This window comes from Microbacterium sp. YJN-G (genome assembly GCF_015040615.1).
In the GTDB taxonomy this organism is placed as follows: Bacteria; Actinomycetota; Actinomycetes; order Actinomycetales; family Microbacteriaceae; genus Microbacterium.
Genome location: NZ_CP060402.1, coordinates 3,164,246 through 3,185,193 on the forward strand (window position 1 = coordinate 3,164,246; position 20,948 = coordinate 3,185,193).

The 20,948-nt window shown below is 69.5% G+C and carries 19 protein-coding genes; 6 read left to right on the plus strand and 13 right to left on the minus strand.

What is annotated here, in order from left to right; all coding sequences use genetic code 11:
- Positions 1-50: 50 nt before the first annotated feature.
- On the minus strand, positions 51-1,229 hold the full coding sequence (locus H7694_RS15210; RefSeq protein ID WP_193597281.1) for a glycosyltransferase: 1,179 nt from the start codon (positions 1,227-1,229) through the stop codon (positions 51-53).
- Between the two features lie 149 nt (positions 1,230-1,378).
- On the opposite strand from H7694_RS15210, the gene H7694_RS15215 reads away from it, so the two are divergent.
- Positions 1,379-1,966: a hypothetical protein gene (locus tag H7694_RS15215; RefSeq protein ID WP_193597282.1), complete on the plus strand. Its 588-nt coding sequence runs from the start codon at positions 1,379-1,381 to the stop codon at positions 1,964-1,966.
- A gap of 100 nt (positions 1,967-2,066) precedes the next feature.
- Here H7694_RS15215 and H7694_RS15220 read toward each other — a convergent pair whose 3' ends face one another.
- The 3 genes from H7694_RS15220 to H7694_RS15230 all read right to left on the minus strand — a co-directional run bounded on the left by H7694_RS15220 (position 2,067) and on the right by H7694_RS15230 (position 6,366).
- Positions 2,067-3,047, minus strand: a complete 981-nt coding sequence (locus H7694_RS15220; protein WP_193597283.1) for a hypothetical protein — start codon at positions 3,045-3,047, stop codon at positions 2,067-2,069.
- Positions 3,048-3,205: 158 nt separating this feature from the next.
- Positions 3,206-4,837 (minus strand): fucose isomerase, encoded by a 1,632-nt coding sequence (locus H7694_RS15225; RefSeq protein ID WP_227468170.1) that lies wholly within the window; start codon positions 4,835-4,837, stop codon positions 3,206-3,208.
- 23 nt (positions 4,838-4,860) lie between these two features.
- On the minus strand, positions 4,861-6,366 hold the full coding sequence (locus tag H7694_RS15230) for an FGGY-family carbohydrate kinase (RefSeq protein ID WP_193597285.1): 1,506 nt from the start codon (positions 6,364-6,366) through the stop codon (positions 4,861-4,863).
- A 190-nt stretch (positions 6,367-6,556) separates the two neighbouring features.
- Between H7694_RS15230 and H7694_RS15235 the strand changes: the two genes are divergently transcribed.
- Positions 6,557-6,907, plus strand: a complete 351-nt coding sequence (locus H7694_RS15235) for a hypothetical protein (RefSeq protein WP_193597286.1) — start codon at positions 6,557-6,559, stop codon at positions 6,905-6,907.
- An 18-nt stretch (positions 6,908-6,925) separates the two neighbouring features.
- Here H7694_RS15235 and H7694_RS15240 read toward each other — a convergent pair whose 3' ends face one another.
- The 6 genes from H7694_RS15240 to H7694_RS15265 all read right to left on the minus strand — a co-directional run bounded on the left by H7694_RS15240 (position 6,926) and on the right by H7694_RS15265 (position 12,796).
- On the minus strand, positions 6,926-7,897 hold the full coding sequence (locus H7694_RS15240) for a LacI family DNA-binding transcriptional regulator (protein ID WP_193599268.1): 972 nt from the start codon (positions 7,895-7,897) through the stop codon (positions 6,926-6,928).
- Positions 7,898-7,962: 65 nt separating this feature from the next.
- On the minus strand, positions 7,963-8,832 hold the full coding sequence (locus tag H7694_RS15245) for a dihydrodipicolinate synthase family protein (RefSeq protein ID WP_193597287.1): 870 nt from the start codon (positions 8,830-8,832) through the stop codon (positions 7,963-7,965).
- On the minus strand, positions 8,829-10,478 hold the full coding sequence (locus H7694_RS15250) for a tripartite tricarboxylate transporter permease (protein WP_193597288.1): 1,650 nt from the start codon (positions 10,476-10,478) through the stop codon (positions 8,829-8,831). Before H7694_RS15250 ends, H7694_RS15245 begins: the two co-directional genes overlap by 4 nt.
- Positions 10,475-11,002 carry a tripartite tricarboxylate transporter TctB family protein gene (locus H7694_RS15255; protein ID WP_193597289.1) on the minus strand — a complete coding sequence of 176 codons (528 nt, stop codon included), beginning with the start codon at positions 11,000-11,002 and terminating at the stop codon, positions 10,475-10,477. Before H7694_RS15255 ends, H7694_RS15250 begins: the two co-directional genes overlap by 4 nt.
- A gap of 57 nt (positions 11,003-11,059) precedes the next feature.
- Entirely contained in the window at positions 11,060-12,025 is a 966-nt protein-coding gene (locus tag H7694_RS15260) for a tripartite tricarboxylate transporter substrate binding protein (RefSeq protein WP_193597290.1), read from the minus strand.
- 111 nt (positions 12,026-12,136) lie between these two features.
- Complete coding sequence (locus tag H7694_RS15265) at positions 12,137-12,796, minus strand: GntR family transcriptional regulator (RefSeq protein WP_193597291.1); 660 nt, start codon at positions 12,794-12,796, stop codon at positions 12,137-12,139.
- A 262-nt stretch (positions 12,797-13,058) separates the two neighbouring features.
- Between H7694_RS15265 and mgtE the strand changes: the two genes are divergently transcribed.
- Positions 13,059-14,417, plus strand: coding sequence for a magnesium transporter (gene mgtE, locus H7694_RS15270; protein WP_193597292.1), 1,359 nt, complete (start codon positions 13,059-13,061; stop codon positions 14,415-14,417).
- A gap of 19 nt (positions 14,418-14,436) precedes the next feature.
- Here mgtE and H7694_RS15275 read toward each other — a convergent pair whose 3' ends face one another.
- From H7694_RS15275 to H7694_RS15285, 3 genes are read right to left on the minus strand one after another with little or no spacing between them, the layout of a single operon-like run.
- Positions 14,437-15,186 (minus strand): SDR family NAD(P)-dependent oxidoreductase, encoded by a 750-nt coding sequence (locus H7694_RS15275; RefSeq protein WP_193597293.1) that lies wholly within the window; start codon positions 15,184-15,186, stop codon positions 14,437-14,439.
- The gene (locus H7694_RS15280) at positions 15,183-16,307 is read right to left on the minus strand and encodes a C45 family autoproteolytic acyltransferase/hydolase (protein WP_193597294.1); all 1,125 of its coding nucleotides are present in this window, start codon (positions 16,305-16,307) and stop codon (positions 15,183-15,185) included. The genes H7694_RS15275 and H7694_RS15280 overlap by 4 nt, the downstream gene beginning before the upstream one ends.
- On the minus strand, positions 16,304-17,143 hold the full coding sequence (locus H7694_RS15285; protein WP_193597295.1) for a polysaccharide deacetylase family protein: 840 nt from the start codon (positions 17,141-17,143) through the stop codon (positions 16,304-16,306). The genes H7694_RS15280 and H7694_RS15285 overlap by 4 nt, the downstream gene beginning before the upstream one ends.
- Positions 17,144-17,383: 240 nt before the next feature.
- On the opposite strand from H7694_RS15285, the gene H7694_RS15290 reads away from it, so the two are divergent.
- The 3 genes from H7694_RS15290 to H7694_RS15300 are packed head-to-tail and all read left to right on the plus strand — an operon-like array spanning position 17,384 to position 20,947.
- Positions 17,384-18,358, plus strand: coding sequence for a sugar ABC transporter substrate-binding protein (locus tag H7694_RS15290; RefSeq protein ID WP_193597296.1), 975 nt, complete (start codon positions 17,384-17,386; stop codon positions 18,356-18,358).
- On the plus strand, positions 18,339-19,886 hold the full coding sequence (locus H7694_RS15295) for an ATP-binding cassette domain-containing protein (RefSeq protein ID WP_193597297.1): 1,548 nt from the start codon (positions 18,339-18,341) through the stop codon (positions 19,884-19,886). The genes H7694_RS15290 and H7694_RS15295 overlap by 20 nt, the downstream gene beginning before the upstream one ends.
- On the plus strand, positions 19,883-20,947 hold the full coding sequence (locus H7694_RS15300; RefSeq protein WP_193597298.1) for an ABC transporter permease: 1,065 nt from the start codon (positions 19,883-19,885) through the stop codon (positions 20,945-20,947). Before H7694_RS15295 ends, H7694_RS15300 begins: the two co-directional genes overlap by 4 nt.
- The last annotated feature ends 1 nt before the right edge of the window (position 20,948 follow it).

Here is a 20,948-nt window from a genome sequence, read left to right on the forward strand (position 1 = left end):
GCCGTCGCGCGCCCGCGCGGCGGCACGCCGTCGCGTGACGCGACGGGGGGTCACTGCGGCAGCGGTTCGCCGCGGTAGAGCGCCTCGAAGGTGTCGAGGGTGCGGTTGATGTCGTGCACTGCCACGCCGTCGAGCGAGGCGCGCTGCATCCGCTCGTAGTCGGCGGGCGCCGCGGTCAGCACGCGGGTCAGCCGATCGGCGAGCTCGTCGACGTTCCCCGGCTCGAACAGGTAGCCGTTCTCGCCGTCGTGCACGAGGTGCGGCAGGGCGACGGCATCCGCTCCGACGACCGGCAGGGCGGAGGCCATCGCCTCCATCGTGACGATCGACTGCAGCTCGGCGATCGACGCGATCGCGAAGACCGACGACCGTGAATACAGCTCGCGCAGCTGCTCGTCGGTGACCCGGCCGTGGAAGGTCACGCGGTCGCCGATGCCCAGCTGGTGGGCCAGCGCCTCGAGGGCCTTGCGCTGGTCGCCGCCTCCGGCGATGTCGAAGTGCACGTCGAGCGCCGGGTCGATCTTCGTCACCGCGCGCAGCACCACGTCGACCTGCTTCTCGCCCGTCAGGCGCCCGACGAACAGGATGCGGTTCTTCTCCCGCGGCCCGATCACGGGGGTGTAGTTGCGGCGGTCGATGCCGCACGAGATCGGGATGACGCCCTCGATGTCGATCGTGTGCTCGAGGAAGTCGGCGGCCTTGCGCGTGGGCGTGGTGACCGCGCGGGTCATGCCGAAGGTGCGCTCGGCGTCGGCCCAGGCGAGCTTGAGCACCGGCCGGTTGATGAAGTCGGGCATGGAGGTGTGGTCGAGGATGTTCTCGGCCATCACGTGGTTCGTGGCGACGACGGGGATGCCGCGCTGGTGCGCGATGCGGGTGAGTCCGCGGCCGATGACGATGTGCGACTGGATGTGCACGATGTCGGGCTGCACGGCATCCAGCACCTTGCGTGCGTAGTGCTTCGAACGCCACGGCCAGATGAACCGCAGCCAGTCGTGCGGCAGCCACCGCACCGCCGGCAGGCGGTGCAGGGTCATCGGCTCGCCCTCGATGACCTCGGTGTGGGCGGGCGAGTGACGGTAGGCGGTGTTGGGCGCGACGACGTGCACGTCGTGTCCACGCTGCACGAGTCCGGCGGCGAGGCGCTCGGCGAAACGAGCGGCTCCGTTGATGTCCGGCGCGAAGGTGTCGCATCCGATGAGGATCTTCAGGGGACGTCCGGAAGTCACGGAAGAAGGCCGCCTATCTTGAGCTCGGGGGCGGCGGCGTCGTGGGCCGTCCTGCCTGGGCGCAGGCAACTCTACCTGAGCGTGCTGAGCCGGACGGTGAGGCTGGCCGCTCTCAGCGGCCGCCCTGTCGCAGCCCCTACCGTGGGTGTATGCGCCTGATCTCGTCCGCCGACCCGTCGCTGTGGATCCCCGTCACCGGCTCGCTCGGATGGAAGGGCCGCCGGCACCGCAAGGCGGCACTGCGGATGCTGCTCGGCCAGGCAGGCGCAGGCATCGACCGCCCGAGCCTGCCGGGCGCGCGCGTGGGCACCTGGCTGGCCAGCCAGGCCATCCCGTTCGCGATGCGCCGCGCGGACGGCCGTGTGCTGGCGTGGACGTGGAAGGCCGAGCCCGAGCTGGTCGTCGCGATGGCCACCGTGCAGGAGCTCACCCCGCAGCTGCGTATGGCGCGGGCGAACATGCCGATCGAGTACGACGACACCGAGGACTTCCGCACGGCGCTCGGATCGGGCGAGAAGCTCGTGATGCCCGACCCGCCCGGGCCTGGTGCGATGCCCTTCGTGACCTACACCTGGGACACGGGCACGCACCTCATCTCGCTGAGCGCGCTGTGCAGCGACCGCGAGCGGTTCGGCACGCTGATCCCCGCGCTGGATGACCTGGCCCGCAGCATCCGTATCGCCCAGGATCTGCTCGGCGGCGAGGCCGGCGACGTCCTGCGCCTGCCCCCCGCCTGATCCCTCGGTCTCTCCCGTCTATTTGTCACAAGATGCTGAAATCGGACGGCGATAGCGGTACTTCGTGACATATAGACGCGGGGAGGCGACGCGCTTGGGCTCAGGCGCCGGCTGAGCGGCGGGCTTGGCGGATGCGGCGGACGGCCTCGCCCGGGTTGCGGAAGACGTGCTCAGAGGTGAGGCGCACCGGGTTCCACCCGGCCTCGGCATAGGCCTGGTACTTGTCGATGTCGCGGCGCAACTGCTCCTGGGAGAGATGGCCGTCACTCTCGTACTCGAACGCGACTCGCAGCTCGGGGTATGCGAGTTCGCTGCAGCCCAGGAAACGCCCGTACTCGTCGTACACATCGTGGTCGAGCACGGGCTCGGGGAGTCCGGCATCCCGGATCAGCAGGCGGATGCGGGTCTCGGGCGGGGATGCCGCACCGGTTCGCGCCTGCTCCAGGGCGCGGCGCAGGCGCGGGGCGCCCGGGCGCCCCTTGCGTTCCGCGAACCAGCTCAGCTCCTCGCGAGTCGCGAGAGGGCGCTCGTCCAGCCGTCGGAACCCTCCGGGCATTCGCGGGATGCGGATGACCCGGTCGGCTGCGACGATCAGATCGTCTTCGGTCAGCAGCCCGCCCAGCGTCGCCCAGGTGCTCGCGGCGTCGGTCACGAGCATCCCGTCGACCTCCACGACGCGCACGTATCCAGCGGAATGCTGATGTCCCACGACACCAGGGCGCCGCGGCGCGCGCGACGGTCTCGGCACCCCGACGTGCAGGTCGGACCAGTCGCGTGGCGGCAATGGGATGCCCCAGATGAAAGCGGCGGACGGTCCGCAGAAATAGCCGTCGACCGGGATCACGGGAAGGTACTCGCGCATCCCCCTGAGATGCCACTCCCGCACCGTGTTCCAGTGTCGCTCGCGCTCGGTCAGGCCCTCGGCCGTCGCCTCCGGCACGCCGAGGGCTCGAACTCCGCGATGCGGGCTGGCGAGGTCGTCGCGGTACAGCCGGCCTCGCGGGATGCCGCGTGCGACGGCATCCGACACCGTGAACACGGCCGGTGTATCCGCCGGCAGCCTCGCGAGTCGTCGCCCCATCCCCTCAATCTGCCCGAGCGGCGCATTCCGCCGCCGGCGTTATCCACAGCCCCCGTCTATATGTCACGAAGTCCCGATATCCGGGGCGAATATCGGGACTTCGTGACAAATAGACGCGTGGGGGCGCGGGGCGGCGCGTGGGGCGGCGCGCGCCGCGGTCAGACCGTGACGTCGCCGACCAGGTTGACCTTGATGCCGAGGCCATCGAACATGGCGGCCTTGGCGATCAGCGCCTTGTCTGCCGTGTCGGCGTCGGGCGCGTAGACGACCTGGGCGTGGTTGGCCTTGTGGCGGGCCATGAACTGGTCGCGGCTCTGGCCGTGCAGCACGACGTGCGCGATCGGCCACTCGGGGTTCGTGGCATCCTTGCGGCGCTGCGTCTCGGCATCCGGCAGCTCGACGACCGAGCCGCGGAAGATGTCGGCCTGCAGGATGCCGTCGGCGATGAACACGCGGCTGATGACGACCTCGCCGGGCTTGGAGACGCCGTTGATCGTGGCGCCGCCGGCCGGGAAGAACACGTGGCCCTGACGCCATCCCTCTGCCTTGTCCCAGCCGCCCAGGTGCGACGCCGGCACCGAACCCGAGATCTCGTACACCCAGACGAACTCGCCGTCGTGCTCATCGCCCCAGCGCACGTCGTGCAGGGTGTTGTCGGGCACGAGTCCCATCGCGCGCCACACGCGGTCGGTGATCAGCGCGTCGACCGCGACACCCTCGTCGGCCTCGTTGAAGTGCGGGAAGGCACGGCCCTCGTGCAGCACCCGCGAGCCGTCGCGGCTGGTCACCGGAGGACGCTCGGTGGAGTTCAGGATGCCCTCGGCGAGGTCGGACGCCGGCACGAGATCCTTGAGTCCCTGCTGGTACTGGATGCCGACGGCGTCGAGCCCGAAGTCATCCGCAATGCGCAGGGCCGCGATGTACATCTTCAGCTGCCACTGCACCTGGTCGCGGGTCAGCTCGGTGGCCGGGTCCTCGCCGAAGCGGAAGGTCATGCCGTGCTCGATCAGCCAGTCGAAGGCCGCGTCGGCCTCGGCATCCGTCACCTCGAGCATCTCGGCGTACAGCGCCGACTGCGACAGGCGCTCCTTGTAGATGCCGGTGTGGTTGAGCAGCTCGTCGTCGAAGATCGCGTTGTACATGCCCATGCAGCCCTCGTCGAACACACCGATGATGGCCTTGTCGGCGAGCAGTTCGGCGGCGAGCGCCTGACCCAGCTGCTTCTCGGGGCTGTCGGGAAGCTCGGGCAGCGCGCGCACGTGCGAGGCGTCGTGGGTGATGCGCCCGGTCTCGGTCCATTCGCGGATGCCGTCCTTGAACCAGTCGTCGGCGAAGTCGACCGACCAGGTGGTGGCGTACTCCTTGCCCATCTTGGTCAGGCCGGCGTTCAGGCCGAGCAGGCCGACCAGGCCCGGCCAGTCGCCGGCGAAGTTGGCGACGGTGAGGATCGGTCCCTGGTGGCTGCGCAGGCCCGCGAGCACGTGGTGCGAGTACTGCCAGTTGGCGATCGCGACCACGAGCGGGGCGTCGACCGGGATGCTCTTGAAGATCTCCATGCCCATGCGCTGGCTGGAGATGAAGCCGTGCCCGGTGGCCGGGTCGACGCCGAACGGGCGGATGACGCTCCAGCCGAGACCCTCGAGCACGCCGGTCACGCCGGCCTCGAGCTCGACCTGGGTGGGCCAACCGGCGACGTTCGCGGACTCGCGCAGGTCGCCGGAGGTGATCAGGTAGGCGGTGTTCGGTGCGCTCTGCGGCCGGGTGACCGGGGCGGGGAGGGTGTAGCTCATCATTTCTCCGATGGGTGGGTGGTTCAGGGATTCTTCTGCTGTGCGGCGAGCTCGTGCACGACCTCGGCGGTGCCGGCGTACAGCCGCAGATACCGGTCGAACAGCTCGTCGTAACCGGCGCGCGCGCCGGGGTCGGGTTCGATGCGGAAGGCGACGGGGTTCCAGTCCTCGATCCGCGGCGGGTCGCCATCGGCCGAGACGGCGGATGCCGCCAGGAAGGCCGCCCCGTAGCTGGCGCCGATCGTGGTTCCTGGCACCTCCTGCACGAGGCCGGTGACGTCGGAGACGATCTGCAGCCACAGCCGGCCCTGGGTTCCGCCGCCGACAGCGACGATGCGGCGGATATCGGCGCCTGCGGCACGCATGGTCTCGACGTTGTGGCGCACGCCGAGCGCGGTGGCCTCGAGCGCAGCGCGGTAGAGGTCTCCGCGACCGTGGCGCAGGGTGAGGCCGGCGATCACGCCGCGGGCATCCGGGTCCTGGATGGGCGTGCGCTCCCCCGCGAAGTACGGCAGCATCAGCAGCCCGCGGGCCCCGGGGCCGGATGCTTCCGCTTCGGCGAGCAGCTGCGGGTAGTCGGCGTCGGTGAGGTCCTTCAGCCAGGCGGTCAGCGCGCCGGATGTCGACATCCCGCCGGCGAGGTTGCGCGTGCCGGCGAAGGCACCGGCCGTGGTCCACATCGAAGGGGTGCGCAGGGTCTGCTCGGTCGTGGCGACGAGGAACATCGTCGTGCCGTACATGAGCATGAGGTCGCCGACGCCGTGCGCGCCGACGCTGACAGCCTCGGTCCAGGCGTCGATCGTCCCGGCGATCACGGGGGTGCCCGCCGGGATGCCGGTGAGCGCGGCGGCCTCGGCGGTGACGGTGCCGGCGATGTCGCCCGCCCAGGCGAGCGGCGGCTGTTCGACGGTGCCGGCGTAGCGCGTCCACCACGGCTCGTGCCAGCGCTCGTTCTCGATGTCGTAGAGCGGTGAGACCTGGCTGGCCGACTGGTGGTCGAGCACGTAGTCGCCGGTCAGCTTGCGGGCCAGCCACGATGCCGGCATGAACAGGCGCTTCGCCCGGGCGAAGACCTCGGGCTCCTCGTCGGCGATCCAGGCGATCTTGGCGCCGCCGGCCTGCGAGGTGAGGGCCGAGCCGCCGATGCGGGTGATCTCGTCAGCGCCGAGCTCGTCGGTCATCCGCGCGATCTGATCGGTGGAGCGGGTGTCGACGCCGTACAGGATCGCGGGGCGCACCGGCTCGTCGTGTTCATCGGTGAGCAGGATGCACGGCCCCATGCCGCTCACGCCGACCGCGACGACCTCGATCGGCCCCTGGGTCCCTGAGCCTGTCGAAGGGTCGAGCAGCTCCCGCGCGATGTCGGCGAACTCGTCCCACCAGACGCGGCCATCCATCTCGACCCAGCCGGTGCGGGGCCGGTCGACGTCGTGCGCGCGCGTGGCGGTGCCGAGGATCGAGCCGTCCTCGGCGACGAGCACGCCCTTGCTGCTCGATGTGCCGATGTCCACCCCGAGGGTGCAGCGCATGGTCGTCCTCCTCGGCCGATGACTCGCGTCCCACCAGAGTACGCGAAATCGATTTCAAGCCGCAACCGACTGGCCCTCCACGTCCTGCGATTCCGTCGACTTCTCCCCAATCGTCGTCGATCGACGATCGCCCGCGGCCTGGATGGCAGATCCCGGTGACATCGTGGGTGCCACAGGAGAGAATGGAGGCATGGAGATGAACGATCCGCAGGTGTGGACGCTCATCGGCGTGTTCGCGGCCGTGATGCTGGGTGGCATGACCCTGATGACCACGCAGTTCAGCCGTGTGATCAGGGCCGAGATCGGCGGTCTGCGCGGCGAGATGCGGGGTGAGATCGGGGGCCTGCGCGGCGAGGTCAGAGCCGAGATCGGTGGCCTGCGCGGCGAGATGAATGCGCGGTTCGAAGCGCAGGACGCGCGGATCGAGGCACTGCGGACCGAGATGAACGCCCGCTTCGAGGCTCAGGATGTGAAGTTCGTCGCGCTCGACAAGGAGGTAGCGAGCCTCGCCACCCGGCTGTGGGGTTCGGACCCGCGCTGACGCGCGGTTCCCGGCGGGTCACCGTGTGGCGGCGCGCACCTCGTTGCGCAGCACGACCGTGCGTGCCGGCTGATCGTCGCCGCGGATGCGCTCCAGCAGCATCCGGGCCGCGGTGACGCCCATGTGCCGCGCCGGCAGCCGCACGATCGTGACGGCGCTGGGCGAGAGCGTCGTGAACGGCAGCCCGCCGATGACGGCTACGCCCACCTGCGGCGGGGTCAGGCCGTGCTCGGAGAGCACCTGGATCGCGCCGACGCCGATCAGGTTGTTGCCGGCGACGACGGCATCCGGTGGTTCGGGCAGCGCGAGCAGCTCCTCCATCGCCTCGCGCCCGCCCTCCACCCGGAACGACGAGAAGCGCAGCAGGTCGAGGGGCGCCTCGACGCCCGCGGCGCGGTGCGCGAGACGCCAGCCCTCGGCGCGATCCGCGGCGGTCTCGATGAGCTCGGGTCCGCCGATGTACGCCACTCGGCGGTGGTCGTTCAGCAGGTGCTCGGTCGCGATGCGACCGGCATCCCGGTTCGCCATCACCACGCCGTCGATGTCGTGACCGGTACTGCGGTCGACCGCTACGACAGGACGCCCGGTCGCGAGGATCTCGTCGAGATTCGTGTGATCGGATGCCGCGGCCAGGATCACCCCCGACATGTGCTCCGCGATCGCGATGCGCAGGTACGTCGACTCCTTCTCTATCTGCGAGTCGGAGTTGCACAGCACCACCGAGTACCCGGCCTCGCTCGCGACGTCTTCGACGCCCCGCGCCATCTCGGTGAAGTACGGGTTCTCGATGTCGGGGATGATCAAGGCGATCACCTCGGAGCTCTGCCGGCGCAGCGTGCGCGCCGCGCGATTGGGGGTGAAGTTCAGCTGCGCGGCGGCCGCGCGCACCGCCTCGACCTTCGCCGGCGACACGCTCGTGCCGTTGAACACGCGCGACACCGTCGCCGGAGAGACGCCGGCCAGTGCCGCCACGTCGTAGATCGTCGCCACTTCTCCCCCTGCGCTGTTGCGGTCACGCACAGATTACCGCTCGGAGAAATCGATTGCAGTGATCGTCAGGCGTATTCGCGCACCACTCGCGCGACGTCGGCGCGCTCGGCCTCCGTCGGCTCATCCAGTGCCATCCGGCAGTGCGCGTCGGTCACCCCGAGCACCCGGTAGCCCTCCTTCATGCGCGCCATGTCGCCGCCGATGAGCGAGACGACCTCGTCGACGGCGGACTGCGCGGCCGCGAGAGCGTCGTCATCACCCGAGCGACCGGCATCCGCGAGGGCGCGGAACGGCTTTGGCGTGACGGACGAAACCCCCGAGACGACCCCCTGGGCACCGACCTCGACGGCGGCGATCAGGTCGCGATCCGCCCCGGTGTACAGCTCGAAGTCCGCGGGCACCGCCGCGCGGTACGCCGCGAGCTCGTCCAGCGACAGCTCGCTCACCTTCGCGCCGACGATGTTCGGCAGCTCCGCCAGGCGGACGAGCAGCTCGGGCGAGACCGGGTTGCCGCTGCGCGCCGGGTACACGTACACGTACAGGCGGCCGTCGCCGACGGCATCCGACACCTGACGGAAGTAGTCGAGCACCGCGTCGTCCGAGGAGCGCAGGTAGTACGGGGTCAGCGCGGCGAACTCCGTCGCGCCGAGCTCCCGGGCGATGCGCACCAGGCGCACGGCCTCGAAGGCGCTCGGCCGGCCCACGTGCACGACGACCCGCATCCGGTCCTTCAGCTCGTCGAGCGCGGCGCCCACCAGCGCGGTGAACTCTTCGACGTCGACGGCGGGGAACTCGCCCGTCGTGCCGAGCACGAAGGCGCCCTCGTTGCCGGACTCGCCGACGTAGCGGAAGATCGCGCGCGACCCCTCCAGATCGAGCGATCCGTCGCGCCGGAAGGCGGTGGGGATCGCGGTGAGGATGTCGTAGCGGGTCACTTCTCGTTCTCCTTCTGGGTGCGGCGCGCTCGACGCGCACCCTTCTTCTCGATGCTGCGCACGGTCGACGTCAGCAGGTCGGGGTCCTGTGCCAGCTCCTCGCGGGCATGCGCGATCTGCACGATGGTCTCGGTCGGCAGCACCGAATCCTCCAGCGCCGCCCGCTTGTCACGCGGCTTGCGTGCGGCGCGCACCGCCGGCATCACGACCGACAGCACGGCGAGCAGCAGCAGCACGATGGCGATGGGGCTGACCACCTCGAAGAACGGCTTGGTCGGCAGGATCGCGAGGGTGCGGGCCAGGTTCTCCTCGGCGAGCGGGCCGAGCAGCAGGCCGAGCACCACGGGGCCGGCCGGCACCTGCATGCGCTTGAGCAGCACGCCCACCACGCCGAACACGAGCATGGTGACGACCGTCGACAGGCTGTTCGAGGTGGCGTAGGTGCCGATGACGCAGAAGATCAGGATGCCGCTCCACAGGTACGGCTGCGGCACGTCGAGCAGCTTGACCATGCCCTTCATGCGCACCAGGCTGAGCGCCAGCGAGAGCAGGGTGGCGACCAGCATGATGGCCGCGATCGAGACGACGAGATCGGGACGGTTCGAGAACAGGGTCGGACCGGGCGTGATGCCCCAGATGATCATCGAGCCGATCATCACGGCCATGACCGAGTCGCCCGGGATGCCGAGCGCCATGGTGGTCGTCAGCGATCCGCCGAGGGTCGCGCTGGAGGCGGTGTCGGCCGCCGCGACGCCCTCGACCGTGCCCTTGCCGAACTCCTCGGGGTGCCGCGACACCTTGCGGGCGCGCTCCCAGCCGATCAGGCCGGCGATGTCGCCGCCGGCGGCGGGGATGAGGCCGACTCCGAGCCCGACAGCGCCGCCGACGGCGGTGGCGCGGCCGCTCTGCCTGAGCTCGGCGCGGTTGGGCCACCAGCGGCCCAGGCTCGAGATCGGGCGGACCTTGGTCCGGCGGTGGGTGAGCAGCTGGTCGAAGAGTTCCGCGATGCCGAACAGCCCGATGATGACGGCGATGAAGTTGACGCCCTCGACCAGTTCGAGCAGACCGAAGGTGAAGCGCTGGTCGGCGGTGGCGGCGTAGGTGCCGACGGTGCCCAGCATGAGCCCGAAGAGACCGGCGAGGATGCCCTTGAGCATCGACTTCGACGAGATGCCGATCATGATCGCGATGCCGAAGACGACCAGCGCGAACAGCTCGGGAGAGCGGAAGTAGTCGCGTGCGAAGTTCGCGATCGGCACGGCGGCGACCGAGAACAGCACGAGCGAGGCGAGGATGCCGACGGCCGAGACGATCGCCGAGATCGTCAGCGCGAGCCCTGCCCTGCCCTGCTTGGCCATCGGGTAGCCGTCGAGCGTGGTCGCGATGGATGCCGGGGTGCCGGGGGTGTTGATGAGGATCGACGGCACGCGGTCACCGAAGTTGGCGGCGACGTAGATGGTCAGCAGCACCGCGAGACCCTGCACGGGCTCGAGCGTCATGGTGAAACCGGCCGCCAGGGCGACGGCCATGGTAGCGGTGATGCCAGGGAAGGCGCCGACCATGAAGCCGAGCACGAGGCCGACGCCCATGTAGAGCAGCATCGACACGTCCAGCAGGGAGTTGATTCCCTCGACGAAGGGGTTCACAGCGGGATCCTGAGGAGCATGCCGAACACGACGTAGACGAACGCGGTGACGGCGGCGGAGTAGATGATCAGGCTCAGCCAGCGGCGGTGACCGTAGACGAGCATGAGCGAGGCCATGAGCAGGCCCGCGGCGATGGGGAAGACCTCGATGCGGTAGCCGAACAGGATCACCGATCCCAGCGACCACAAGGCCGTGAAGATGGAGGCGATCGCGATCGTGAGCAGCATCCGCAGTCGCCCGCCGGGCTGGATGCGCTCGACGTCCTCACGGGTGGGTGCGGGTCGTGTGATCGCGATGACCAGCAGGATGACGGCGACGGCGACCGCCGCCGCTCCGAGGACGGTCGGCCAGAACCGGGCGTCGAGCTGTCCGGGCGCCGCCACGCGGCGCAGCGGGATCTGCACCGCGAGTGCCAGGAAGCCCGCCGAGAAGGCGAGAGCCGCGGCGGCGAAGAGGATCTCGATCCGGCGCGACGGTGCGGCGCCCTGATACTCGTCCTCGACGGGTGTGTCGATGCTCGACATGGCTTTCCTCTCGAGAGATCAGGGGCCGCGCCCCTTGGCGCGGCCCCTGAGAGCCTCTCAGCCCAGCAGATCCTTGAACAGCGCGAACTGGTCCTCGACGAACGAGGTCCACTCGGCGGAGTCGCGGTAGACGACGAGGTTGCCTGCGTCCTTCTGGAACGACTGGTACGAGTCCGACTCGACGGCCTCCTTCACCGCCGACTCGAGCGTCTCCCTGACGTCATCCGGCAGGCCGTCGGGTGCGTAGATTCCGCCCCAGCCACCGAACTCGACCTTCTCGCCCACGGCCTCTTCGACGGTGGGCACATCGGCGGCATCGGGGTGACGCTCGTCGTGCATCACGGCGAGGATCTTCACGGCGTCGCCCTGGGCGAGCGCCTCGCCCAGACCCGAGACGGCAGCGACCGTCTCACCGGATGCTGCGGCGCCGACGGCGGTCGCACCGCCGTCGTACGGCACGGGCGTGAACTGCGCGCCGGTGGCGTCGGCGAGGCCGAGGGTCGCGGCCTCCCAGATCGAGCCCGCGCCGGAGTTCGCGACGGTGACCGCGCTGGATCCGGCCTGCTCGACGAGCGCCTCGAGCGAGTCGATGCCGCTGTCCGCGCCGACCGTGATCACGCCGGGGGCGAGCATGATCTGACCCAGCAGATCGTAGTTCTCGGGCAGGACGTTCGCGCCCTGCGTGGTGTTGAGCATCGCGATCTCGACGGGGGCGAAGCCGATGACGTAGCCGTCGGCGTCCTGGTTGCCGACGTACTCCATCGCGAGTGCGCCGGCTGCGCCGGGCATGTTCTCGGGGATGACGCTGACGTCGAGGATCTTCTCGAGCTCGGTGGCGAGGGCGCGCGACGAGAGGTCGGATCCGCCGCCCGGGTTGGCCTGGATGATCAGGCGGATGTCCTTCTCGGGGAACGTCGATTCCGGCGCTCCCTCTTCGACCTTGGTGCAGCCGGCCAGGACGAGCGCGGTTGCGGTGACGGCGACGATGACTGCGGCCGCTCGGGACATGCGGATGCGGGGCATCTTTGCTCCTCGGTGCTGGTCGACCGTGTTGTCGACTCCGCGAGCGTACCAGTGTTTACTGTTAACAGTCAACACCGACACTGATGACCGACCGATCCTCCCGCCGCCCGGTCAGGGGTGCGTGAGCTCGCTGAGCATCCGATCCCGTGCGCCGTCGAGGTGCGCGGTCAGCACGTCGGCGGCCCTGGCGCCGTCGCCACTGCGCATGACGTCCATGAGCATGACGTGGTCGTGCGCCGAGTCGTGCAGGTCGTCGTCGTGGTTGATCGTCACGTCCAGCAGCGCCGTGAAGGTGGGCAGGTACTGACGCCACGCGCCCTCCAGGCGCGGGTGGTCGGCGAGCGCGTAGATCTGCGAGTGGAAGTCGAGATCGGCCTGCACGAAGGCGGCGTGGTCACGGGCGTCGGCGGCATCCACCATCCGCTGCACGGCATCCGCCATCGTCCGCCACCGTGCGTCGTCGTCGACGCGGATGGCGCGGGACAGCGCGAGCTGCTCGAGCGCTCCACGCAGGCTGTAGAGCTGGTCGACGTCGTCGCCGGTCAGCCCGACGACGAACACGCCGCGCGGGCGCTGGATGCGCACCAGCTTCTCGAAGCTCAGCTGGGTGAGCGCGTCGCGCACCGGGCCACGACTGACGGCGAACTCCTCGGCGAGCGCCTCTTCGGTGATGCGCTCGCCTGGTTCGAGTTCTCCGCGGACGATGCGCTGACGCAGCACGTTCGCGACCTGAGCACCCAGCGATTCGCCTCGTATGACCGTCTCTGTCACGTCACTCCCCTTGTTGACTGTTGACAGAGTACATCCACCGGAGGCGGCTAGAATCGTCGCGTAGTCCCCAGAGCATCCGGAAGCGAGGTGGTTCATCATGTCCAGTGACAGTCACAGTCGCAGACACGTCATCCCCTCCGCTTCCGCACCGCTCGGCTGAGCCGCCCCGGGGGCGTCCGCTGCGACGCACGCCCCTCGCGCTTCTGCCCTCCGCCCACGCCCGTCAGGCGTCCGGCTGAGCGGTGCCCCGAAAGGCACGCTCATGACTCCCGCTCAGCTTCAGAACGTCTCCGAGGCCGCCGACGCGATCGGCCGTCTCATCGCCCAGGGCGACCTGGTCGGCGCGTCCGCCGCGCTGACGCCGCTCGCGGTGCCCGAGATCGTCGAACTCGTCGACCGGCTGCGCATCGAGGATGCCGCCGTCGTCTACCGACTGCTCGCCAAAGCGCGGGCGGTCGAGGTCTTCGAGGCGCTCTCGCCCGGTGCGCGCGGTGACCTCGTGCAGGCGCTGCGCAACGCCGAGGTGACCACGCTGTTCGCAGAGATGGACCCCGACGACCGGGTGTGGCTGCTCGATGAGCTGCCCGCGTCGGTCGCCCCGCAGCTGCTGCGCGGCCTGACCCGTCAGGACCGCGAGCTGACCTCGAGCATGCTCGGCTACCCGCAGGACTCGATCGGTCGGCGGATGAGCCCCGAGTTCGTCACCACGCACCCGGGCATGACGGTGGCCGAGACGCTCACGCGGATCCGCGCGGCGCTCGACCACGCCGAGACCGTGTACACCCTTCCCGTGACCGATCACGGACGGCGCGTGGTGGGCGTGGTCAGCCTGCGCGACCTCATGGCGGCCGACGAGGATGCCGCGGTCGCCGACCTCATGCACGACGCGCACGTCGCCGAGGTCGACGAGGATGCCGAGGCGGCCGCCCGCCGCGCCACCGACTTCGGGCTGCTCGCGCTGCCCGTGGTCGACAGCGAGCAGCGGCTGGTCGGCATCCTCACGATCGACGATGCGGCGCGCATCCTCAAGCAGGAGGAGAGCGAGGATGCCGCGCGCCAGGGCGGTGTCGAGCCGCTGCGCCGCTCGTACCTTTCCACGCCCATCCAGCGACTGGTGCGCTCGAGGGTGGTGTGGCTGCTCGTGCTGGCGGTCGGGGCGACGCTGACCGTGCAGGTGCTGGATGCGTTCGAGGCGACGCTCGCGCAGCTGACCGCGCTCGCGCTGTTCGTGCCGCTGCTGATCGGCACCGGCGGCAACACCGGCAACCAGGCGGCGACCACCGTGACGCGCTCGCTGGCGCTCGGCGAGGTCACGCCGCGGGATGCCCTGAAGGTGCTCTCGCGCGAGGTGCGCGTGGGCTTCAGCCTCGGGCTGCTGCTCGGGGCGCTCGGATTCGGCCTGGCCGGGCTGATCTACGACTGGCACATCGGCCTGGTGATCGGGCTCACCCTCGTGGCGGTGTGCACGGTGGCGGCCTCGATCGGCGGCGTCATGCCACTGGCCGCCCGTGCGATCCGGGTCGACCCGGCCGTCTTCTCGAACCCGTTCATCACGACGTTCGTCGACGCGACAGGCCTGGTCATCTACTTCCTGATCGCGAAGGCCGTGCTGGGCATCTGAGCGCTACCACGCGTTCGGGTCAGCTGACGAGCTGCCCTCCGTCGACGGGCACGACCGCTCCGTTGACGAAGCCGGCTTCGGGGGACCCCAGGAACACGCATACCTGCGCCACCTCATCGGCCGAACCGAGACGCCCCAGCGGAATGCTCGCGAGCACATGCGCGAAGGCCTCGGGATGCTCGATGACCGTCGTCATGGGCGTGTCGATGACCCCCGGCACGACGACGTTGGTGCGGATGCCGCGATGCCCCCACTCGACGGCGAGCTGCCGCCCGAGCGAGACCACGCCGCCCTTGCTCGCCGCATAGCCGGCGCTGGGCTCCGCGCGGTCACCGAGGAAGGCCGCGGTCGAGCTGACCAGCACGATGCTGCCCGGGCGGCCCGCGGCGATCAGCCGGTTGCCGGCGAGGGATGCCGCCGCGAAGGAGCCGCCGAGGTTGATGTCGAGCACGCGGTTCCAGGTGCCCAGGTCGACATCCTCGGTCGGCGATTTCAGGTAGATGCCGGCGCAGTGCACGAGACCGTCGAACCTGCCCTCGAACCGCGCGATGCCCGCGTCGAGCGCAGCGGCGAGCGATTCGACGTCGGACACGTCGCAGCGCGCACGGTGCACGCGCTCTGCCCCCGGGGCGCCCTCCGCGAGGGTCTCTTCGCGCGGGTGGGCGAGGTCGAGGTCGATGACGGCATCGCCGCGGTCGAGGAGCAGGCGCACGACGGCGGCGCCGATGCCCGATCCGCCGCCTGTGACCGCGATGACCCGACCGGTCACCGCTCGCCGCTCAGCAGTTCGGCGCAGCTGATGCGTCGCCGTTCGGTGCGGCAGGGGATGCCTTCACACAGCCAGAACTCGCGTTCCGCCGGGTCGATCACGATCGAGCAGATGCTCGCCCACTGCTTCGCCTCGGGGGCTCGCGGGTCCGGGTGGCAGCAGATCGATCCCGGTGATCCGACGTGATCGGTGAGGATGGCGTGCAGGGAGTCCTGCGTGTGCTCCGCCCGAGCGGCGAGCAGATCGGCCATGCGCTGCTGACGCACATACGAGTCCGACAGCTGCGTCGGTGCCAGGTCGGATGCGACGGTGCGGCTGAGGAAGTGATTCGCGTGCGCGACCTGTCCGCCGAAGGCGGGCAGCACGTGCACGCCCTCGACGCCGCCCGGCTCGCACTCGATGTCGAGGATCGCGCCGTCGGGGGTGCCGACGAGGAAGTTCCCCGACGCCGCGCGCGGGACGCCTGCGAGCAGTTCGACCGCGTCGTACGTGGTGCGGCAGTCGACGAGCGCGCGCAGGAGCACATGGAACGGGATGCCGCGCGTATCGATGTCGGCGGTGGTCGCGAGGGTGTTCACGCCGACCGCGAGACCGTGCGCGTTCAACGAGAACTTGGCGAGCAGACCCGCTTCGACGATCGTGACGTAGTTCGGCTCGTCTTCGCGCTCGACTTCGAGCACGACGACGCTGTCGAAGGAGTGCACCAGCCAGTCCCAGTTCTGCCCGATCAGCGTGCGCCCGATCGCGGTGCGGTCGGGTGCGAGGCCGAACGACGTGCACTCGCCCCTGATCCCGGCTTCGCTCGCGGCGCGGTTGGCCTGCTCCCACATGATCTCGGTGCGGCAGTTCATCGCGAGCACGTCGGCGACGTCGAGGCCGGAACCCGCGGCAATGCCTTCGAGCTCGCGCCAGATCTGGGGGAAGTGCCGGCGGATCGGATCGGCGTACCTCTCGGCGAGAGCGCAGGCGCCCGACCAGTCGATGCCGTTGCCGGCGAAGTTGCGCTCGTAGCCGTCGCGTCCGTTGCGCACCTGCCGGCGCGCCAGCGTGCCGTACTGCAGGCCGCGCTCGTAGGGATCGCCCGAGACGCGGATGCGCGGATACCCGGATGCTGCTGTCATCGCACTCGTGCTCCTTCGGTCAGCTCCGGCTCATCCTCGGTCAGCGCACCCGATCGCACGAGCTCGGCGACCTGCTGCGACGTGCCGAACCAGGCGCCGGTGTCACGGAGGTGCGCGAGCACGGTGTCGAGCATGTCGAGCCTGGACGGCCTGCCGATGAGCATGGGATGCATCGTCAGCATGACATGTGCGCCGCGCGCCGCGATGCCGTCGATCTCGGGCAGCCAGACATCGAGCACCTCTCGTGTCGAGCGGATCGTCTTGTTCCACGTGTCGTTGGCAAACCAGAAATGTGGTGCATCGTCGAGAATCCACGAGACGGGCAGCTCCGCCATGCCGTCCGCATCGAGGTACGGGAAGATGTCGTCGAGCCGATTGGAGGCGTAGGTGAAGCCGTGCTCCCGCAGCAGCTCGCGGGTGACGGCCGTCAGCTCCCACGACGGCGAACGGTAGCCCGTCACCTCGCCGAACTCGCGCAGCACGGCCAGGCCCCGTTCGATCTCCACCCGCTGCTCGGCGCTGGAGAGCTCGGTCGGGTTGGTGTGGGTGTATCCGTGATGCGCGATCTCGTGACCGGCCTCGACGATCGAGCGCACGCTGCGCGGGTGCCGCTCGGCATCGGTGCCGCAGATGTAGAACGTCGCGCGGATGTCATGCCGCTCGAGCGTTCGCAGCAGCTCGGGGACCCCGCGTCGGGGGCCGTATGCCCCCTGCGAGAGAACCCCGGGACGCTCCGCGTTGCGCGGATCCTCTCCGATCCACACCGACTCGGCGTCGAAGTCGAAGCTCACGGTCGCGCCGTAGCGGTGCCCCTCCGGCCAGGCGAAGTACGTCATCGGCAGTCTCCTCCTGCATCCGCGATCATCATCTGCCGGCGCGGGTGTCGACCCGCGGACCTCTCGATTATTGGATGCGGACAGATCAGAGCACATGCGTATTTTCCCGTATTCCATGCGAACACCCGGTTTCGCAGGTTCGAGCTCTTTATACGTATTTCTACGCACGACAGCCCCTTCTGACCGTCGGTAACGTGAGCCTGCCCATCAACGTCGAGCGGGCAGTCAAGGAGGACAATCATGAAGAACACACGTCTCATCGGTGTCGCGCTTCTCAGCGCACTCAGCCTCGGCACGCTGCTCACGGGATGCAGTGCGTCCGCCGGAGATACGGGCAGTGCGGATGCCGACAAGGGAGCCATCGCGGTGAGCTTCCCCGGGCTCGACATCCAGATCTGGGTCGACATGCTCGACTACATGAAGCCGAAGATCGAGGACGCGGGCTACGAGATGCTCTCGGACGACCCGCAGTGGAACATCCAGAACCAGGTGCAGAGCTGGGAGTCCTGGGTGCAGCGCGGCGATCTGAAGGCACTGTTCGGCAACCCCGTGCAGGTCGACTCGGTTCAGGCCGTCACCGATCAGGCGACTGCTGCCGGCATCCCCGTGCTCGGCTACTCGACCGAGTGGGACGGCACGGAGGCGTCGCTGCTGATCGACAACTACAAGGACGGGCTGACCCTCGGCGAAGAGGCCGGCAAGTGGATCGTCGACAAGTACGGCGACGAGAAGGTGCCCGTCTTCCTGTTCAGCTACTACGAGAACGACCTCGGAATCGACCGTTCGAATGGCGTGAAGGACGGTCTGAAGAAGGCCGGAGCGAACGTCGAGATCGCCGAGTCCTCGGCGCTGACGATTCAGGACGGCATGGACGGCGCCAACAGCCAGCTCGCCGCCAACCCGGACACGAAGGTGTGGCTCTCGGTCGGATCCGACCAGATGATCGGCGCCTACCGCGCCCTGCTCGACTCGGGTGTCGCGCCGGACGACGACTCCTACCTGCTGGGGGCGCTCGACGCGACCAACGAATCGCTCGGCATCATCAAGGAGAAGGACTCCATCTGGCGACTCGGCTACATCCTGCCGGCGAAGATGCTGTCGGATCACATCCTCGATCTCGTCTTCGGCGCCGCCGAAGGCGAGAAGCTCGAGACGATCACCGTCGAGTCCACCAAGGTCACCCCGGAGAACGCCGATGAGTACATCGTCGAATAGCCCGGCCGGCGGGCGGGTGGCTCTCGCCGAGCGAGTGCCACCGCCCACCCCGCCGCTCGCGCTCGAGCGCGTCGGCGTCGATTTCGGCGCCACCCGAGCGCTGCACGACGTGAGCCTCGCCTTCGCGCCCGGCGAGATCGTCGGGCTCCTCGGCCACAACGGCGCCGGCAAGTCGACGCTGTTCAACGTCGTCTCGGGGGCGCTGCGCGCCACCGCCGGCAGCATCCGCGTCGCAGGAGAGGAGGTGGGCCCACGGCCCACCCCGCGCGAGATGGCCGACTGCGGGATCGCGGTGATCCACCAGGAGCCCGCTCTCGCGCACAACCTCTCGGTGCTCGACAACATCTTCCTCGGCCAGGAGCACCTCATCGAGCGGGGCCGCGGCGAGGCCCAGGCCAGGGCGGCGCTGGCGCGCGTGGGCGCCGATCTCGAACTGCATGAAGCGGTCGCCACCCTCGGCCTGGGTGAGCGCCAGCTGGTGGATCTCGCCCGCGGCATCGTCCGCGGCGACATGCGCGTGCTGCTGCTCGACGAGCCGACGGCGGCCCTCGGCCGGGCCGAGACCGATGCGCTGCACGCCCTCATCCGGCAGCTGGCGGCCGATGGCGTGGCAGTCATCTACGTCTCGCACCGGCTGCCCGACATCCTCGACGTCTGCGAACGCATCGTGATCCTGCGCGCGGGCCGAGTGCAGGAGGACGGCCCGGCCTCGCTCTACGACGGCGCGGCGCTGGCCCGAGCGCTCGCCCCCGAACTCGCCGAAGACGCCGGCACGGCCCGGCGGAGCTCGTCGCCGGTGCGGGCGACGCTCGAGCTGAGCGGCATCTTCACCGGGGTGACGGTCGGCGAAGGCGAGGTGCTCGGCCTGTTCGGCATGGCGGCCGGGCGTCAGTTCGAGATCCTCGAGAGCCTGTTCGGCCTGCACGGGCGCTACCGTTTCACCCTCGACGGCACCGAGATCGTGGTGACCTCGCCGTCCGCGGCGGTGGCCCGCGGCGTGCATCTCGTACCGGGAGACCGCGAGCGCGACGGGCTGATCACCGGACAGCGGGCGATCGACACCGTGTTCCTCCCCTGGTACTCCCGGATGCGCGGCCGAGGCGCCTGGATCGGCGGGCGCACCGGCGAGGCCGAGTACGCGGCCGCGCGGGCCGACTTCCAGGTGGTCGGGCCGGTCGGCTCCGCGCCGATCGACGAGTTCAGCGGAGGCAATCGCCAGAAGCACCTGATCGCCCGCTGGGCGTCTGTGCGCCGCCCGCGACTGCTGCTGCTCGCCCAGCCGACCCAGGGAGTGGACGTGGGCGCCCGCAAGGACATCGCGCGCGCGGTGCACGCCATCGCCCAGCAGGGCACGACGGTTCTCGTCGCCTCATCCGAATCGGATGAGATCGACCTCCTCTGCGACCGCGCGGTCGTGATCGCAGACACCCACTTCACCACCATCGAACGCGGTGAGGACTTCAGCGGCGCTCTGCTCGCGTCGCTGCTGGGCCTCGCCGAGAGACAAGCGAAAGGCACCGTCTCATGAAGCGACTCACCCCGAAGCGATGGGATCTGAAGGCCGAGCTCGCCAAGAACGGCGTGTTCATCGCCCTCGTGCTGCTCATCGTGTTCTTCTCCTCCGTCAACCGCAACTTCCTCTCCGTGAACAACGGACTCAACATCCTGCAGCAGGTCGCAGAGCTCGGCCTCATCGCCATCCCTCTCGCGATGCTGCTGATCGCCGGCGTCGTCGACCTGTCCGTCGGCTCGATCGCCTCCGCATCCGCCGTCATCGCCGGGCTCACCATGGCGCAGACGCACTCCCTGCCGATCGGGCTGCTCGCCGGACTCGGCTTCGGTCTCATCGCCGGCGCGATCAACGGCGTGCTCGTGGCGTACCTCGGCTTCAACCCGATCGTGATCACCCTGGGGTTCCTCAGCGTCTGGGGCGGGCTCGCGATGCTGCTCAGCGGCGGACGCACCATCCCGCGGGCGGATCTGCCCGAAGCCTTCCGCACACTCGGCTCGCTCGCGATCGGACCGGTGCCGTTCCGCCTCATCCTGCTCCTCGTCGTCGCGCTGCTCGGGTGGTACCTGCTGGCGCGCCATCGCGTCGGACGCGCCATCTACGCCATCGGCGGCAACCCGCGCGCCGCCCACATGATGGGCCTCGACGTCGTGCGCACCCGCTTCGGACTGTACGTCGCGATCGGCTTCCTCTCGGCCGTCGCAGGCATCATGCTCGGCGCGAAGATGCAGTCGATCAGCCCCGCGCTGGGCGTCAGCATGGAGATGAATGCGCTGACGGTCGTGCTGCTGGGCGGCATCGCCTTCGCGGGCGGCGCCGGTCGCTTCGGCGGAGTCATCGCCGGCCTGCTGTTCTACGGCGTGCTCCGCAACGGCCTCGTGTTCATGCAGGCATCGCCGTTCCTGCAGACTGTCATCGTCGGCCTGACCCTGGTGCTGGCCGTGTCGCTGGACGAATCCATCCAGAAGATCGTCAAGCGCGCCTGGGCCCGCCGGGGCCGCCAGGCGCTCGCGGCTCTCGATGCCGAGGCCGACAACGGGGCATCCGAGCTGAACCGACCCGAACCGACGCGAGCCTAGG

Coding starts and splice junctions, on each gene's coding strand:
- H7694_RS15215 (WP_193597282.1), top strand. CDS start 1,379: ATGCGCCTGATCTCGTCCGCCGACCCGTCGCTGTGGATCCCCGTCACC.
- H7694_RS15220 (WP_193597283.1), bottom strand. CDS start 3,047: ATGGGGCGACGACTCGCGAGGCTGCCGGCGGATACACCGGCCGTGTTC.
- H7694_RS15225 (WP_227468170.1), bottom strand. CDS start 4,837: ATGAGCTACACCCTCCCCGCCCCGGTCACCCGGCCGCAGAGCGCACCG.
- H7694_RS15230 (WP_193597285.1), bottom strand. CDS start 6,366: ATGCGCTGCACCCTCGGGGTGGACATCGGCACATCGAGCAGCAAGGGC.
- H7694_RS15235 (WP_193597286.1), top strand. CDS start 6,557: ATGGAGATGAACGATCCGCAGGTGTGGACGCTCATCGGCGTGTTCGCG.
- H7694_RS15255 (WP_193597289.1), bottom strand. CDS start 11,002: ATGTCGAGCATCGACACACCCGTCGAGGACGAGTATCAGGGCGCCGCA.
- H7694_RS15260 (WP_193597290.1), bottom strand. CDS start 12,025: ATGCCCCGCATCCGCATGTCCCGAGCGGCCGCAGTCATCGTCGCCGTC.
- mgtE (WP_193597292.1), top strand. CDS start 13,059: ATGACTCCCGCTCAGCTTCAGAACGTCTCCGAGGCCGCCGACGCGATC.
- H7694_RS15280 (WP_193597294.1), bottom strand. CDS start 16,307: ATGACAGCAGCATCCGGGTATCCGCGCATCCGCGTCTCGGGCGATCCC.
- H7694_RS15285 (WP_193597295.1), bottom strand. CDS start 17,143: ATGACGTACTTCGCCTGGCCGGAGGGGCACCGCTACGGCGCGACCGTG.
- H7694_RS15290 (WP_193597296.1), top strand. CDS start 17,384: ATGAAGAACACACGTCTCATCGGTGTCGCGCTTCTCAGCGCACTCAGC.
- H7694_RS15295 (WP_193597297.1), top strand. CDS start 18,339: ATGAGTACATCGTCGAATAGCCCGGCCGGCGGGCGGGTGGCTCTCGCC.
- H7694_RS15300 (WP_193597298.1), top strand. CDS start 19,883: ATGAAGCGACTCACCCCGAAGCGATGGGATCTGAAGGCCGAGCTCGCC.